This is a genomic window from Pedobacter sp. 05L430, assembly GCF_056397585.1.
In genome coordinates this window covers 23,103-38,208 of the sequence record NZ_JBFTNT010000008.1, presented here as the reverse complement: position 1 = coordinate 38,208, position 15,106 = coordinate 23,103, and the positions used below count along the sequence as shown (strand labels likewise).

Below are 15,106 nucleotides of genomic sequence, written 5' to 3'. Positions count from 1 at the left end.
TGACCTTAGGCAGTTCTATATTTCGATGGTGACAACTCGGTATGTTTCCGGAAAAAATTATTGAAATGCGAGGGTTCTTCAAAACCCAGACAATAGCTGATTTCAGAAATGTTCCAGTCTGTATGTTTCAACAACGCTTTAGCTTCGCTTGCAATCCTGTTTGCAATATAGTAGCTGGTCGTCTTCCCGGTCGTCTCTTTTATGGCCCTGTTAAGGTGGTTAACGTGAACGAACAGCCTTTCAGCAAAGTCTTTGGCCGAACGCATATTAAATCGTTGTTCAGCCGATACAATCGGAAACTGACGTTCCAGAAGCTCCGAAAATACAGCAGTAATTCTGGCATTGGCATCATTGGTATGATACAGGTTTTCGGTAGGCTCCAACTTTAGCGCATAATGGATCATTTCGGTTACATAATTCAACAACAGGTCCCGTTTGTATTTATAATCAGATTCCATTTCCTTGATGATCTTTTTAAAGATCACTGAAACTTCCTCTTTTTGCTGCTCATCAAGAATATAGCATGGTTTTCCACCAATGGTAAACATGGGGAGGTCATTTAAGCTACCTCTCAATTTTTCACTATAAAAGGCTTCTTTGAAAATACAAAAGAAGCCTCTATTTTCCTTCGATGCACATTCCATTTTATAGGGTACCTGCGGGTTGAAAAAGATGAGTGCAGTACCATCGATCTTTATCGTTTTGTCGGCATAATGATAAAGGTTGGATCCGGTAACCAGGCTGATCTTGAAAAAATCCCTACGTGCATATTCAACAGTTGAATTTCCTTCCGGAGTACTGATGTCTTCCAATACAAAGGCATTAAAATCGCCAATTGCTTTTTGTGCATCGCTGGCAACGCCTGCGAATTTGTGCCTGTAAAAATCTTCTAAAGTTTCTATTTCAGCCATATGTTTTTTACCTGATCAAAAATAAAGATATTCCTGCAATTAATAACCTGTTGTCAACCTGCTATTCAAAGCCGGTGGCCTTACCAATATATGCCAGCTGTTCCATTTCTTTTTGTACAAATGCTATCTTAGCGTTGGCAAATTCGTAGGCATCCTCACCAAGAAACAAATGAACCGGAGGGTTTTCCATGTCTGCTACGCTGATAAAGGCTGCAGCAGCTTTTTTCGGATCACCAGGTTGATTCCCGTTAATATCCTGTTCGTGGGCAGCCTGAACCGCTCGTACCTCAGCATACTCCTGCATTTGATTTGATGGTACATTTAGCGAGGAATCACTTAGAAAATTGGTCCTGAAATATCCTGGTGATACTACCGTTACTTTTACACCAAAATTTTTCACTTCTTCTCTCAATGATTCTGAGAAACCGTGAACTGCAAATTTTGTAGCACAGTAAATTCCAAAGCCTGGGAAAGCCCCTGTAAAACCCCCAATAGATGCGATGTTAAATATGTGCCCGGAACCTTGTTTACGCAGATATGGCATTGCTTTTCTAATCACATTTAAAGAACCAAAAACGTTAACATCAAAGTTTTGCCTGCTTTCCGCATCTGTCAATTCCTCAAGTGCGCCCGCTAAGCCATAGCCTGCATTGTTAACAATAACATCCACCGTCCCGAAGCGCGCAACCACCTGTTCGATTGCAGATGAAACATTTTCTTCATTCCTGATATCAACCGATAAGGGAAGAAAATTGTCATTTTCCTCACCTATCGCATTTTTTAAATCCTCAATGCTTCTTGAAGTTGCAGCTACTTTTTGTCCTTGTTCCAATAACTGTATTGCAAGTGCTAATCCTAACCCCTTCGAAGCTCCTGTAATGAACCATACTTTTTGAATTGTTTTATCCATGATTATTGCTTTTTAATTTATGTAAACAAAGGTAAGCCCTCATGGAAACGCAATGATTGCAGAGAACAAATGAATACTTGCAAAATTCAAACAATCGTCCTGTTACAAAATGAGATGGTGGAAGCACTCGGAATACTTAAAAAGGTAATCCAATAATGTTTATTGGATTACCTCATTTTCGGATTTAGTTAGGCAAAAGCAGTCTTCAGCTCATTACTCACCCGTACCTTTCTGTATCGGTTAAAAGCAATAAACAGTATGCCCATAACCAGAATCAAAGAAATGTTTGCTATCCCCAGTAAAGTCTGGCTTTTAACAGCATATAAATTTGCAAACCCATAGCTAAATACCGAGCTAACCATATACATGGCACCACCGGTAAGTCCGCTTGCAACACCTGCATTTTTTGAAAAGCGGCTAAGGCAATAACCATAAATGATGTTGAAAATAAAACCACCGCACATATGTATACAGATCGTGAAGCCTATCAATGTATAAATATTACTACCAAAAGGAACTGTCAATATCATAAGGAACACTAAACTCACCTGTACGATAAGAGCGGTAACAACCTTTTTAGCCAGGGGCTGTTTAATAAGCGATTTGGCAATGATCCCACCAGTCATGATAGAAAAACCAGATAACAATGAACTATAGCCCGTAGTAACAGCAGAATAACCAAATACACTTTCTATAATAAAGGGGCTCGACAAACTGTAAATAACCACCATGCCAAAGCAAATGCCAATAATCGCCAAACCAAGGATAAAATCGGGTGTTTTTAGCATGCCACTATAAGTCTGTGCAATTGACCTGATCTTAAACGGATAAAAATGTTTTAAAGATTCGCCGCTGTAGATGAGTTCCAAAATTAAAAATAGAAGCGACAACACACCAAGGAAATAGAAGTTAGATTGCCAGCCAAAGACACTTTGCAAGTATCCCCCTAAAAATGGCGCCATAATGGGAGCACATGCCCAGATAATGGCAAACAAGCTGATGTAATGCTTTAATTTATCTCCCGAATAGATATCAACAAAATAGGCACGCTTTCCTACTACAATAAAGGCAATGGTGATACCCTGAATAATACGCATTGCATAAATAACATAAATATTGGGTACAATGGCAATAACAAAACTGGTCAGCGAAAACAGTGCGAGTGATACAATACCGATCCTAAAACGTCCGAAGCTATCCAATATGCTTCCAATAAAAATCTGGCTTACGCCTATACTAAACATAAATAGTACCAACGAAAGCTGAATAGCGGATGCTGAAACATGCAAGTCTTTTGCCATCGCCGGAAGTGAAGGCAAATAAATATCTGTAGCAAATCCCGACAATGGAATCAACGACAGGGCTAGCACAGTACTAAATCCCTGGTGATTTTCTTTTAAAGTTTTCATTGTTTTCTGCTATCAATTGCTTCCGTGTGCGGCTTCAGAAACAGCTTTCCACTCTTCAAAGCTGGCCAGGCGTTCCTCATAAACTTTTCTTACCGAAGGATATGCAAATGACCCTAACAATAACCTCAGTGGTGGATGAGGTGCATCTACTAATTTAATTATGGCTTCTGCAGTGGCTGCTGGTTGTCCAAAAAAACCAGGAACGGACACCGCTTTCTGAAATGCATCTTTTACCGGACCATATATCTCCATTGGTTTTGCCTGAAAAGCCGACTCGCCGGACCAGTCTGTTGCATAGCCATTAGGCTCTACCAAAGAAACGTTAATGCCAAAGGCTTTCACTTCCAAAGCAAGTGTTTCAGTTAAACCTTCTACAGCAAATTTGGAAGCATTGTAAATCCCCAATACCGGAGCTGCTATTAAACCTAAATAACTTGATACCTGAATAATGTGTCCGGCCTTCTGCGCGCGCATAATCGGTAACACCGCTTGTGTTACCCAAAGCACGCCAAAGAAATTTGTTTCCATTTGGCTCCTTGCTTCTTGTTCAGAAGTTTCCTCAACGGCTCCAAACAGTCCATACCCAGCATTATTGATCAGTACATCAATTCTTCCAAAATGTTCCTTCGCCCTATTTACGGCTTCAACGCAGGCCTGGCGATCGTTAACATCCAATTGAACAGGCAATACCTGATCCCCAAATTGATCGCTCAGGCCCTGAAGCGCTTCGATGTTCCTTCCTGTAGCTACTACCCGATCACCACGTTTTAGAAATGCCTCTGCCCAGATTTTTCCAAATCCCCTGGAGGCTCCTGTGATTAAAATTACTTTTGACATTGTTTCTTATATTAATTGTTAAAACTCAGCACACAAAATAGACCAATCGGTCTTTAATTTGACAAAAAAATTATATTAAATACGACTCAAATTCAAGTTTGATGGCCTCGTGGATAATTCGCATTTGCTCATCACTTTCTAATACCCTTCTGAACAAAATAGCACCTTCAATCATGGCAAAAACTTTTATGCTAAAGTTCTTCGGATTCACCGTGGCTGATATTTCATGATGGGCAATACCATCAGATATGATATCAAAAAATCTTTTTTGCGAGGACCGGATTGCTTTCTTTACATATTCTTTCATATTAGGATGGGTATCATCAGACTCAACGCCAAAGTTCAGAATAGGGCAACCTCCCTCGGTGTTTTGAATCTCTGTATAGGCATCCAATAAATTTAAAAATTTTTCTTTCGCGGTTCCTCCACGCAACACAGCTCTATTCAATTGATCGGCAAGCTTCTCTGTCAGGTATAAAAAGGACGCTACACATATTTCATCCTTACTTTCGAAGTTTCCATAAATACCACCTTTGGCCAGTTTTGTTGCCTCCATGATGTCACTAAGCGAAGTACCGGCCATTCCTTTTCTGTTGATAATGGAAGCCGATTTCTCGATAATAAATTTCCTTGTCCGCTCTGCCTTATTCATTACTTAAATATTAGAGGAAGCAAAAATAAACCATTCGGTCTATTTTAACAAATGTTTTCATCTTTCTATTGTAAAATTGCTCATAAAATGGGTAATCCAGTAGTCTACGGACCATGCGCCACTCCCCTTAATGATAATGATAAGCAGGATTGATAAGAGCAATATAAAATATTCAATGCCTTCCCCCTTTTTCCTGCCAGTCCAGTTCATCGCCCAGCCATCAGGGGCGTGCACCACAATGGCCGCAGCAAAGATGATAAAATTACCTAGCGCGGCTACCCTGCCAAGGCATCCAATAATCAGTCCTATACTCCCCAATGTCTGGGCAACAATGACCAGACAGGCTATTAATACAGGAACCTTCTTAGCTTTAAAATCTGCTAGCGTTCCTTTAATGCCTATTCCTCCTCCCAATGGCGGAAACCATCCAAAGAGCTTTTGCATGCCATAAGGCAAAATGATTACGCCGGCCACCACCCTAAGGATGAGGGGAACATAATCATTGCCGGTATAAAAGATGCTGTCTATCATAAGGAGAGAATAAGCTAAAGTTAGCATATTAATTAATTTTCATTCGTTTCTCAAGATCATTTCCAAATGAATTATGATCTTGACTATTCTTGCTACCTTTAGTGTAAGATTGTTAAAACTACCCCTTCCAGAAATTATGTTGTCGAGTACGCTTATAGAAAAAGAGATTAAGGATTCCTTCTCTATCCATTTTTTTGCAGATAGACAATATGAACACCCATCGGCATCTCGGCTTGCTTATAACCGGATAATTCTTGTCAGTACCGGGCTTGGCACGCTAAAAATAGATGACCATACGTTTAAAATTTCATCGTCCGAACTTTTTCTAATTTCAAAAGGGCAGGTCGTAAATTTTAAAAAAGGCAGCAAATTTACTGGTTACGAGCTCAGTTTTGGTGATTGCTTTTGGGAAAAAGCTCCTTCAAGCGCCAATAATTGTAAGGCTGTACTGTTCAACAATGCCTCTGCAAACCAAATGCTCCCACTCATAAAAGAAGACCATGAAGAACTTAGTTCGCTGTTCAAATCTTTATGGAATGAATTCGCAAGAGAAGAATATATCAATAAGTTGGATGCAATGGCTGCCTATCTAAAAATTATCATGATAAAAATAGCTAACGTAAACGCATCCCTTGCAAGTGGAATCGACAATTATGAGAATCAGCTCTACAGACAGTTTATTGAATTGATAAGTGCACATTATCAAAGCTCACATGAGGTAGCAGAATACTCGAAACTTTTAGGTATTTCTGCCCGAAAACTGGCCGATCTATCAAAACGTTGCAGTGGTAGAGGAGCCAAGGAACTCATAAATGGACAGCTTATTGCAGAAGCAAAAAGGTCTTTACAGTTCTCCTCTATGCCAATTAAAGAAATTGCACTTCAATTGAACTTTGCAACGCCGGACCAGTTCAGTCATTTTTTTAAGAAGAACGTACAGGTATCGCCCAAAGATTACCGGATGCTTTTTACAAACCTTGGTAGGTGATCATCTAACCAATTACACATTTGCAGCTTTTAACATGTGATTAACGGATTTTAACATTCCCTATGCCATAAGACGGCGGTAACTTTGGGAAAACAAAAAGACGATGTCAGTTAATAAATTAAAAACGGTTGCAGGTATAAGCATTCCCGATAGCAGCATTGCCAATCAGGCAACAGAACTTTTATTAGAACATGGAACAGAATTCATCTACAATCACTCTTTAAGGGTATTTCTTTTTTCTTCTTTAAATGGAAAAAGAAACCAGCTAAAATATGATCAGGAGTTGTTATATGTGAGCTCGGTATTCCACGATTTAGGTTTAACACAACACTACAGCAGCCCTGATCTGCGTTTCGAAGTAGACGGAGCTAACGCCGCGCGCGATTTTCTTAAAAGTCATGGCCTACCGAAAGAATCTTTGCAGTTGGTTTGGGATACTATTGCTTTACATACTACGATAGGTATTGCAGAACACAAGGAACCCGAAGTAGCGCTGATGTATTCAGGCGTCGGCTTAGATGTAATGGGAGAAGGATATGAGCACCTCAGCGAAGAGAACAGAATTGAGATCATAAGTGCCTTTCCACGTAATGATTTCAAGAAAAACWTCATCCCAACTTTTTTTAGTGGGTTTGAACATAAAACAGAGACCACTTTTGGTAATATCAAAGCTGATGTTTGTGCGTATATGACCCCAAATTTCCATCGTAAAAATTTCTGCGATTGCATTTTACATTCGCCATGGAATGATTAATAAGGGTCAATAATTATTGCTTTCACAATTGTGAAAGCAATAATATAACTAGTTGATATGCACGCTAGCTATTCCTTTTTCCAATGCATGATCCTGTATGCCTGGCAATGAGGTTCCTTCTGCACGAATTACGGTGATATCTGTCATCCCCAAAAAGCCCAGAATAGTTCTCATGTAAGGTTCAACATAGTCGATTGATTTTAGTGGCCCTTCTGAGTAAATCGCTCCTGAGGACAGGGCTATATAAACTTTTTTGTTCTTGACCAATCCCTCAGGGCCATTTTCATCGTATTTGAAAGTGAGGCCGGATCTGGCAATATGATCTATCCATGCTTTTAAAGAAGAGTGAATACTGTAATTGTAAATCGGAGCACCGATCACAATCACATCCGCTTCCATGATTTCTTTAATTGCTTCATCTGAATGTTTAACGGCTGCTAAGAGCTCTGGTGTTCTATTTTCAGCCGGCGTAAAAAAGGAAGCTAAATGCGATTCTTCCAGGTGTGGAAAGTGTTTTTCAAGGAGATTGCTTTCCTGAACGGTACTGTCTGGGTAAGCTGCCTTAATCTTTTCAACAATGGCGTTTCCTAATTTAATGCTAAAAGAGGCATCGCCTCTTGGACTTGATATAACATGCAATATCTTTTTCATGAATTTATGATTTATTGTTGTCAAATCTATATACATTTGCTTACAAAAGATTAGTAGTATACAAAAGGTTAGCACTAATATTTTGTTTAGTAAACTGTAAATCAATTAATTATGCACGAAACACTGCAGCCAACTTCAAATGAATGCACAAGCAGACTGGCTTCTATCTCTGACGCACTTTATGTGATTGGAGGGAAGTGGAAGCTTAGGGTTATAGTCTCACTTCGTGAGAACAATAAGCGGTTTAACGAGATCCAGCGAAGTGTTGAGGGGATATCTGCACGGGTGTTATCAGCTGAACTTAAAGAACTGGAAATAAATGGTTTTGTAAAAAGAGTGGTTCATCCGCAAACTCCAGTGGTGGTTGAATATCAGTTGACACCATATGCTGATACTTTAAGCGGTGTATTGGAAACCCTGTCCGATTGGGGGGCAATGCACCGAAATAAATTGAGAAGCGAACGCTAGAAAAGGAAGAACTGAAAAATTCTCCCTTTTCGTACTCCTTAAGTTGTCTGTCAGATATTATATTTTGATGCTATTCTTTTGGAAGACAGTTATCGATTCGGGTCGCTTTTTTATAAATCTCTTCTGCCGAGCTCTTCATAATTTCCTGACAGGTCAATTTTCCTGCCCTATTAAATTGAATATAGTTTATTTTTCCCTCCTCTACAGTAAATTTCAACGGTTGAGATTTCTTTCCAGTGGAGATTCCACCACTGGCTACAGAGACCGTATGATCACCAACAGCAATATCGTGAATAGAAAACTGTTTGTTCTTTATTTTACAAACCAGTTTATCATCAATATATACCCTATAGTTGATTAAGGAACCCTCATATCCCGTAGATCTTATAATATAGACCTGTCCCATTTTTTCCTGAGCCATGGCTTTTTGAGAGATTGAAAAAAAGAAAATCAGATAGATTAATACTTTAATTGTTTTCATAACGCAGCATTAAGATGTTAATAGATCTTATAAAATTACAAAAAACTATAATTAAAATCGTAGTTTGCTTTATAAACGCTAAGTGATATTAAATGAAAATAATCATTACCAATATTCTATTCCTGCTTGTTCCAACCTTCATTTTCAGTAACCAGTTAGCACCCAATATTGAAAAACTCGAATGCGAACAGCTTTCAAATCCAATAGCTATTGAGCATCAACATCCTGGGCTAAGCTGGCAAATGGCATCGGAGTATCGAGCAAATAGTCAAACGGCATACCGGATAATAGTGGCAAGCAGTATCTCTTTATTACAGCAAAATAAAGGTGATTATTGGGATAGTGGCAAGATAAATTCTGTAAACTCAACCCAGGTTTTCTACAAGGGTAAGCCCTTAGCGTCCAGAAAAAAGTTGTACTGGAAAGTGATGATTTGGGATGAAAAAAATATGGCCTCTAATTGGAGCCAGACAGCTTCGTGGTCTATGGGATTATTAAAAGCCGCAGACTGGCAAGGGAAATGGATTGGCGCCTTCGAAAATCCATTTCCCGATTCGGCGATTACTTATCCCTCTCCCTTTTTTCGTAAAGAATTCACAGCCGAAAAAAAAATAAAACAAGCTATAGTTCACATCAGTGGCCTGGGGTTTTATGAATTGTTTTTAAATGGAAGGAAAGTTGGGGACCAGGTGCTGGCTCCTGCGGTTACCAATTATGATAAAAGACCACTCAAGAAATTACTTTATCCTTATGATGATCAGTCTACCCAACGTGTGCTATATAACAGTTTCGATGTTACCAATTATCTGCTTCAAAAAAACAACGCGATTGGAATACAACTTGGCAATGGATGGTACAATCAACGAGATCGAAGGGTTGAAGGCGATATGTGGTACGATGCGCCAAGGTTAATTTTTCAACTTGAAATAGAATATGCAGACGGAAGTCGCAAAATCATCGGATCCGATAAAACCTGGAAAACAGCAAACGGGCCCTTATTGAAGGATGGTATTTTTACCGGGGAAAAATACGATGCACGATTAGAATTAGGAGAATGGAATAAAATCGGTTATTCCGATGTGCAGTGGAAACCGGCAATCTTAGTGCGTTCACCTACCGGTACTTTACACCCACAGCTAGCACCTTTTGATAAAATTACCAGAACGCTGATACCTGCTTTTGAGGGTAAAACAAAAGACTCTGTTTATTCCTATCATTTAGATGAAACGATATCAGGCTGGGCAGCAATAACTGTTCAAGGAAAAGCAGGCAGTCGGATTAAAATCAGGTATATCAGCGAGGAAGGTGATGATTATGGTCAGTTCGACAGCTACGTCTTGAAAGGGAAAGGGATAGAAAACTGGGAGCCAAAATTTACATGGCATGCTTTCAGAAGAATTGAATTAATTACCCAGGATGTAAGCCTTGACAAGGAGAGTTTAAAAATAAAAGAAGTCCACACGGATGTAAAATCAAATGGAAACTTCGAATGTTCAAACCCATTTTTAAATAAGATAAATACAGCCTATATCAAAACACAAAATGCAAACTTCCATGGAAGTATCAGCAGCGATTGTCCTCATAGAGAAAGACTAGGCTATACAGGAGATGGGCAGGTGATCATAGAAAGTTCCATTCTCACCTATGATATGCGTCAGTTTTATCGCAAATGGTTCAACGATATGGACGATGCCAGAAATAAAAAAACCGGATTTGTTACGCACACAGCCCCTTTTGGCGGTGGCGGAGGTGGGCCGGCTTGGGGGTCGGCCTATGTAATTATGCCCTGGACCTATTTTTCTTATTATGGAGATACCACAGTTTTGGCCGAGCATTATACCGGCATGAAACAATGGGTGGAATACCTGCAAACCAGAACCGACAAAGACGGATTAATAACCAGAGAAGAACCTAACGGATGGTGTTTAGGAGATTGGTGTACGCCCAACAATATTCAAATTCCGGCACCTTTGGTTAACACAGCCTACTTTTATCATGTTACCAATATCATGACAAAAGTGGCAAAGACATTGGGTAAAAATGATGATTCTCAAAAATTTGAGAACCTTGCAAATGAAATAAAAACAAATTTCAATAAAGCGTACTATAACACCTCCAAACAAACCTACTGGGAAGGCAGGCAGGGTGCTGATGTATTTGCCCTAGCTTTTGACCTGGTACCAAAGGAGAACTATGAGATCGTTTTCAACTCGTTACTAGCGCATCTAAAGGAAATTAATTACCATTTTGATACAGGTATTTTAGGAACTCCCCTGCTGATAAAAGTGCTTTCACAAAATAACCGGGATGATATTGCCTACCAAATTATGAATCAAAAAGATTCCCCGGGCTTTGGTTATTTACTGGACAGCAAAAACAGCACTTTATGGGAATCGTGGAATGGCGATGGCTCCAGGTGCCACCCTATGTTTGGAAGCGTGGTGGAATGGTTTTATTCAGGTATTGCAGGGATAAAAGTTGATCCGGCAAGTGTGGGTATGAAACATTTTTTAATTCAGCCAAAACTTATAACCGATTTAAATTATTGCAAATCCTCATACAATAGTTCATTTGGGAAAATACGTTCAGAATGGAAACGAGATAATGGAAAGCTGCAGGTATTGATTGAGGTCCCTAAAAATAGTTCAGCAACTTTTGTTTTACCTGCAAATAAAACGAAGATAAAGTATGATTCCGGACAAAGCACTTTCGCAAAAGAAACCAACAATAAATATCAGATCGAATTTCAATCAGGTGTATATAGCTTTGAGATAATATAAAAACAGCTTTGTTCTTAGATTGATATTCAACTAAATTTTAATTATTTTACGATATGAAATTACTATTAACGCTCTTATGTACTGTCATTTACCTTACTGGCTTGGCTCAGGAAAAATCACAATCAGATACGACCGTATATGAATTTACGGTCGTTCAGGTAATGCCTAAATTTAAAGGTGGCATGAAAAAGTTTTATGAAGCGGTAAATGCTAACCTGGAATACCCTAAAGGCGCCAAGGAGGCTGGAATTAAAGGCCGGGTATTTTTGTCATTCATCGTTGAATTGGATGGACGTATATCTAACATCAAAGTTGATAGAAAACTTGGTCATGGCTGTGATGAAGCTGCAGTAGCGGCAGTTCAAAAAACATCGTTTACTGAACCAGCCTATTACAAGGACAAACCAGTGCGTATGTTGCTAAACATGCCTGTTGGCTTTGGTATTTAATCCAGCAGTTGAATTTTTCTATTCCACTTTATCTGGGCTTCTTTATCTGCACCATGATTGGTTTCTTCATCATATTGATGCTGCAGTTTTTCGAACTCCTGATAAAACTTCTTGTAATTGGCTTTGATCTCATTCTTATAATTTTTGGTGTAATGGCTCCCATTTAGGGCATCCTGAACCTTCTTTCCAATAAAGAACCCGATAACAATGTGCCCCTGTTCATGAGCGATTAACTGATCTAAATTCTCATTTTTTATTCTCGATTTGTCGAGGTAACTCCGGGAACTGTTAGGACTGATCGTCAGGGCGACCTTTACTTTCACATCTTTTGAACGTCGCGTACCCTCTATGTTAAAACCGTAACTGTAATCGATATAGGTCATGCTTGCAAAGGATGTATTATTGGGCACAGGACCTTTGAAAAAGCTAATGTCAATTACCGGAATGTCTTTAGAAATATTGCTTTGCGCAAAAGAATGCGCCTGCGCCAAAAGCAAAAGAATAAATACAGATCTTTTTAGCAAAGAAACAAAGGGGAAAAATAACTTGATATCCATAGGAGATTACCATTATGATGACGCTCAATAAGGCCAATAATGATGCCAGTCATCTTTCACCTTTTTCCAACCATCACTAAACACAAACCGAAAGCTGGCTACTTCTGATAAACACGTACATAATCAACTTCAAAACGGTTGGCGAATTTGGTGTTTTCAAGCCCACCTCCATTGGTACCTCCCATGGCCAGGTTCAACAGCATGTAATGAGGTTGTTTAAATGGATGTGTATTACTGCCATCTTTATTGTAAAGACTATCCATATCTACTTTAATCAGCAGCTGCTCATCTATATATAAGGCGATGTCTTTTTCTGTCCAGTCCATTCGCCAGATATGGAATTTTGAGACCCATTCGGGTCCACCCAATTCTATGATGGACTTGGAATTGCTGTGCCATTCCGCCTGATATTTTTTTGAAGTCCCAACAGCAATATTGGCCAGTAATTTCCCTCTGTAATATTCCATCATGTCTATTTCGCCATTGGAAGGCCATTCTCCGGATACACCGAGCGTCCACCATGCCGGCCAAAGCCCGGAGCTTACATCAATTTTACCCCGCATCACAAAACGACCATATTGCCAGGAATGTTTACCGGCGGTTTTTATGCTTGACGAAGTATATTCCGCATTTTCTCGGTTACTTCTCCAATCCCCGGATTCCTTTTTAAAACCTGGGTTAGGTCTGGTTTCCTTTCTTCCTTCAATAACAAGCAGCCCGTTTTCACACCAGGCATTATCCTGTTGATACCATTGGGCTTCTTCGTTGCGTACAAAGCCCTGCTCGTGCGTCCAACTTGTAGCATCAGGTTTACCATTGTTGTTAAATTCATCTGCCCAGACCAATTTATAACCTTCTTTTGTGTAAATCGATTCCGGATCCGCTTTCTGCGCGGATACATTTACCGTTCCGCCAAGGGCAAAAGCAAAAAGGATGCAAGTCATTTTATTTACCATATTCATTTCTAATACAAGTGATATGCATCCCTTAAGGTAATCATTCTGAGTTTTATTCCAACATTTTAACCCATTCTATAGAAAAATTCGTCGGCTACGATTTTACCATCTTTAACTTCATACACACAAATCTCGCTCATCGGCATTCTACCATGCTCTTTATAGGTGGCGTCTATATCCATAACTATAGAAAAATGGTTGTCCGCAACAAGCGGATCTGAGGTCGATGCACTATGAATTTCTGCTACGCTTTGTTCCCAATGCAACGTTTTATTTTTAACGGCCTCCTTGCCTTCCGTCAATTCCATCGGAGATCCTTTCGGCTCTTTACTAACTACATTGTCTGCATACAGTTCATCAATGGCCTCTGCGTGCTTGCCTTCACGGCAAAGCTGTACTAATTTGTCAGCTACTTCCTGAGTATTCATACGATTATATTTAAGTTATCTCTAAGTTATTACAAATCTGCCTTTTAATTGTTTCCCAAATGTTACGTTTGGGTTATTTTGGCAGTGATCGGAAATAAAAACCAGAATGCTGTAGATGGAGCTTTTTTATAAAGATTTGATAACAATCTATTCAGAAAAACTTTTGCTGATCGAATCCAGATAAGTTTCATTGTTGGACCGTTTGAAAACAATGTCCTTACATTGGTTGAATTGAACGAATGCTTTTAAAGCTTGAACAAACTTTTCAATAATGCGCTGCTCAAGATCCACGGATTCAAAATGGATGTTATGAACGATCAGCATTTTTTGTTTGCGGTCGGCTTTGGCATCCATCCTTGCGATAAAAGTTTCCCCTGCCAGTACAGGAAGTGAAAAATAACCGTACAGGCGTTTAGGGGCAGGCACAAAACATTCGATCTGGTAATCGAAATTAAAAAAGTCCTTTAAGCGGTGACGGAAGACATTGAGGATGTCGAAGGGCGAAAGAATGAAAACATCGTTGGAAAGTTTAACGTTAATTTCCTGATCGGGGAGCATATAGAGCGGGCCTTTCAAGCCTTCTACAATTACCATTTTTACTTTTCCTTCCTGAATAATTTTTTCCAGTTCCTTTTTAACCAGGTTGCCTTTCACACGACGGGCACGCCAGGCCATTTCCTTGGCAGAACAGATACCCAGTGCGCCTAGAGTGCGATAGATCACAAAACGAGCGTATTCCTCATCTGTAGGCATGCTGAGGTCTGTTTCCTCCGGCACTAAGTTAAAGGGTAAATCATAGGTTTTCTGAAAGGCTTTGGTCCGGCTGATCATCAATTTGCCGTTCAGGTAAAGTCTTTCCAAGGCAACCTTAGCGGGTCTCCAGTCCCACCAGCCGGAGCTTGCTGCTAAGCGGTCGTTCTCGAAATCTCCAACCATTAGCGCCCCTTCCCTTTCCACCCGGTCCAGAATCTGTGTCATTAAATTAACTTCCGGCTTAGTGAGCGGTTTTCCTTGTGTTTCAAAGGCCTTTTTTACAGGCAGGGAAAAGCGGAAATCCCCCATCGGAAGATAACCTGCATCTGAGCTGAAGTATTCATAAATTCGGCCATCCTCGCTAAGGTTGGCCAGCCATTCTGTTTGATAATCCGGTATACGTGCAGCCATCACATGATGATGGGCACGTTCCACAACATAATTTGTATCCAACTGCACAAAACCGAGATGATCAATTACGTTATAAACAGCTTCTACTCCAGTTCCGAATTGTGCTTTTCGGGCGAGCCCGGCGGCATCAAGGATGATCTTCCGTGCCTGTGACTGGGTAAGGACAATAGATTCCATCTA

General features: G+C 39.8%; 17 protein-coding genes. 5 read left to right on the top strand and 12 right to left on the bottom strand.

Annotation, left to right across the window (positions count from 1 at the left end; genetic code table 11):
• Positions 1-5: 5 nt before the first annotated feature.
• The 6 genes from AC1DG9_RS03900 to AC1DG9_RS03875 all read right to left on the bottom strand — a co-directional run bounded on the left by AC1DG9_RS03900 (position 6) and on the right by AC1DG9_RS03875 (position 5,250).
• Entirely contained in the window at positions 6-911 is a 906-nt protein-coding gene (locus AC1DG9_RS03900; protein ID WP_172660869.1) for a helix-turn-helix domain-containing protein, read from the bottom strand.
• A gap of 61 nt (positions 912-972) precedes the next feature.
• A complete protein-coding gene (locus AC1DG9_RS03895) occupies positions 973-1,821 on the bottom strand; it encodes an SDR family oxidoreductase (RefSeq protein ID WP_337715782.1) in 849 nt (282 codons plus the stop codon).
• Between the two features lie 188 nt (positions 1,822-2,009).
• A complete protein-coding gene (locus AC1DG9_RS03890) occupies positions 2,010-3,230 on the bottom strand; it encodes an MFS transporter (RefSeq protein ID WP_337715784.1) in 1,221 nt (406 codons plus the stop codon).
• A 12-nt stretch (positions 3,231-3,242) separates the two neighbouring features.
• Positions 3,243-4,067 (bottom strand): SDR family NAD(P)-dependent oxidoreductase, encoded by an 825-nt coding sequence (locus AC1DG9_RS03885; RefSeq protein WP_337715785.1) that lies wholly within the window; start codon positions 4,065-4,067, stop codon positions 3,243-3,245.
• 70 nt (positions 4,068-4,137) lie between these two features.
• The gene (locus tag AC1DG9_RS03880; protein ID WP_172660873.1) at positions 4,138-4,719 is read right to left on the bottom strand and encodes a TetR/AcrR family transcriptional regulator; all 582 of its coding nucleotides are present in this window, start codon (positions 4,717-4,719) and stop codon (positions 4,138-4,140) included.
• Positions 4,720-4,776: 57 nt separating this feature from the next.
• Positions 4,777-5,250, bottom strand: coding sequence for a DoxX family protein (locus AC1DG9_RS03875; RefSeq protein ID WP_337715787.1), 474 nt, complete (start codon positions 5,248-5,250; stop codon positions 4,777-4,779).
• 73 nt (positions 5,251-5,323) lie between these two features.
• Here AC1DG9_RS03875 and AC1DG9_RS03870 point away from each other — a divergent pair, with 73 nt between their 5' ends.
• Positions 5,324-6,238, top strand: a complete 915-nt coding sequence (locus AC1DG9_RS03870; RefSeq protein ID WP_337715789.1) for an AraC family transcriptional regulator — start codon at positions 5,324-5,326, stop codon at positions 6,236-6,238.
• Between the two features lie 103 nt (positions 6,239-6,341).
• Positions 6,342-6,992 (top strand): HD domain-containing protein, encoded by a 651-nt coding sequence (locus tag AC1DG9_RS03865; protein WP_477634321.1) that lies wholly within the window; start codon positions 6,342-6,344, stop codon positions 6,990-6,992.
• A 48-nt stretch (positions 6,993-7,040) separates the two neighbouring features.
• Here AC1DG9_RS03865 and AC1DG9_RS03860 read toward each other — a convergent pair whose 3' ends face one another.
• Complete coding sequence (locus tag AC1DG9_RS03860; RefSeq protein ID WP_172660877.1) at positions 7,041-7,643, bottom strand: FMN-dependent NADH-azoreductase; 603 nt, start codon at positions 7,641-7,643, stop codon at positions 7,041-7,043.
• 111 nt (positions 7,644-7,754) lie between these two features.
• Between AC1DG9_RS03860 and AC1DG9_RS03855 the strand changes: the two genes are divergently transcribed.
• Positions 7,755-8,111 carry a winged helix-turn-helix transcriptional regulator gene (locus AC1DG9_RS03855; protein ID WP_172660878.1) on the top strand — a complete coding sequence of 119 codons (357 nt, stop codon included), beginning with the start codon at positions 7,755-7,757 and terminating at the stop codon, positions 8,109-8,111.
• Between the two features lie 70 nt (positions 8,112-8,181).
• Here the strand turns inward: AC1DG9_RS03855 and AC1DG9_RS03850 are convergent, their stop codons facing one another.
• On the bottom strand, positions 8,182-8,592 hold the full coding sequence (locus AC1DG9_RS03850) for a DUF2846 domain-containing protein (RefSeq protein WP_172660879.1): 411 nt from the start codon (positions 8,590-8,592) through the stop codon (positions 8,182-8,184).
• Between the two features lie 92 nt (positions 8,593-8,684).
• On the opposite strand from AC1DG9_RS03850, the gene AC1DG9_RS03845 reads away from it, so the two are divergent.
• Positions 8,685-11,372 (top strand): family 78 glycoside hydrolase catalytic domain, encoded by a 2,688-nt coding sequence (locus tag AC1DG9_RS03845; RefSeq protein WP_337715793.1) that lies wholly within the window; start codon positions 8,685-8,687, stop codon positions 11,370-11,372.
• A 53-nt stretch (positions 11,373-11,425) separates the two neighbouring features.
• Positions 11,426-11,821: an energy transducer TonB gene (locus tag AC1DG9_RS03840; RefSeq protein WP_172660881.1), complete on the top strand. Its 396-nt coding sequence runs from the start codon at positions 11,426-11,428 to the stop codon at positions 11,819-11,821.
• Here AC1DG9_RS03840 and AC1DG9_RS03835 read toward each other — a convergent pair.
• The 4 genes from AC1DG9_RS03835 to AC1DG9_RS03820 form a co-directional block, all read right to left on the bottom strand.
• Entirely contained in the window at positions 11,818-12,378 is a 561-nt protein-coding gene (locus tag AC1DG9_RS03835) for a DUF922 domain-containing protein (RefSeq protein WP_337715795.1), read from the bottom strand. The two genes, AC1DG9_RS03840 and AC1DG9_RS03835, sit on opposite strands and share 4 nt — an antisense overlap.
• A 98-nt stretch (positions 12,379-12,476) precedes the next feature.
• Positions 12,477-13,322: a glycoside hydrolase family 16 protein gene (locus AC1DG9_RS03830; RefSeq protein WP_477611792.1), complete on the bottom strand. Its 846-nt coding sequence runs from the start codon at positions 13,320-13,322 to the stop codon at positions 12,477-12,479.
• Positions 13,323-13,399: 77 nt separating this feature from the next.
• The gene (locus AC1DG9_RS03825) at positions 13,400-13,762 is read right to left on the bottom strand and encodes a nuclear transport factor 2 family protein (RefSeq protein WP_172660884.1); all 363 of its coding nucleotides are present in this window, start codon (positions 13,760-13,762) and stop codon (positions 13,400-13,402) included.
• A 147-nt stretch (positions 13,763-13,909) separates the two neighbouring features.
• Positions 13,910-15,103 carry a winged helix-turn-helix domain-containing protein gene (locus AC1DG9_RS03820; RefSeq protein ID WP_337715797.1) on the bottom strand — a complete coding sequence of 398 codons (1,194 nt, stop codon included), beginning with the start codon at positions 15,101-15,103 and terminating at the stop codon, positions 13,910-13,912.
• Positions 15,104-15,106: the final 3 nt, after the last annotated feature.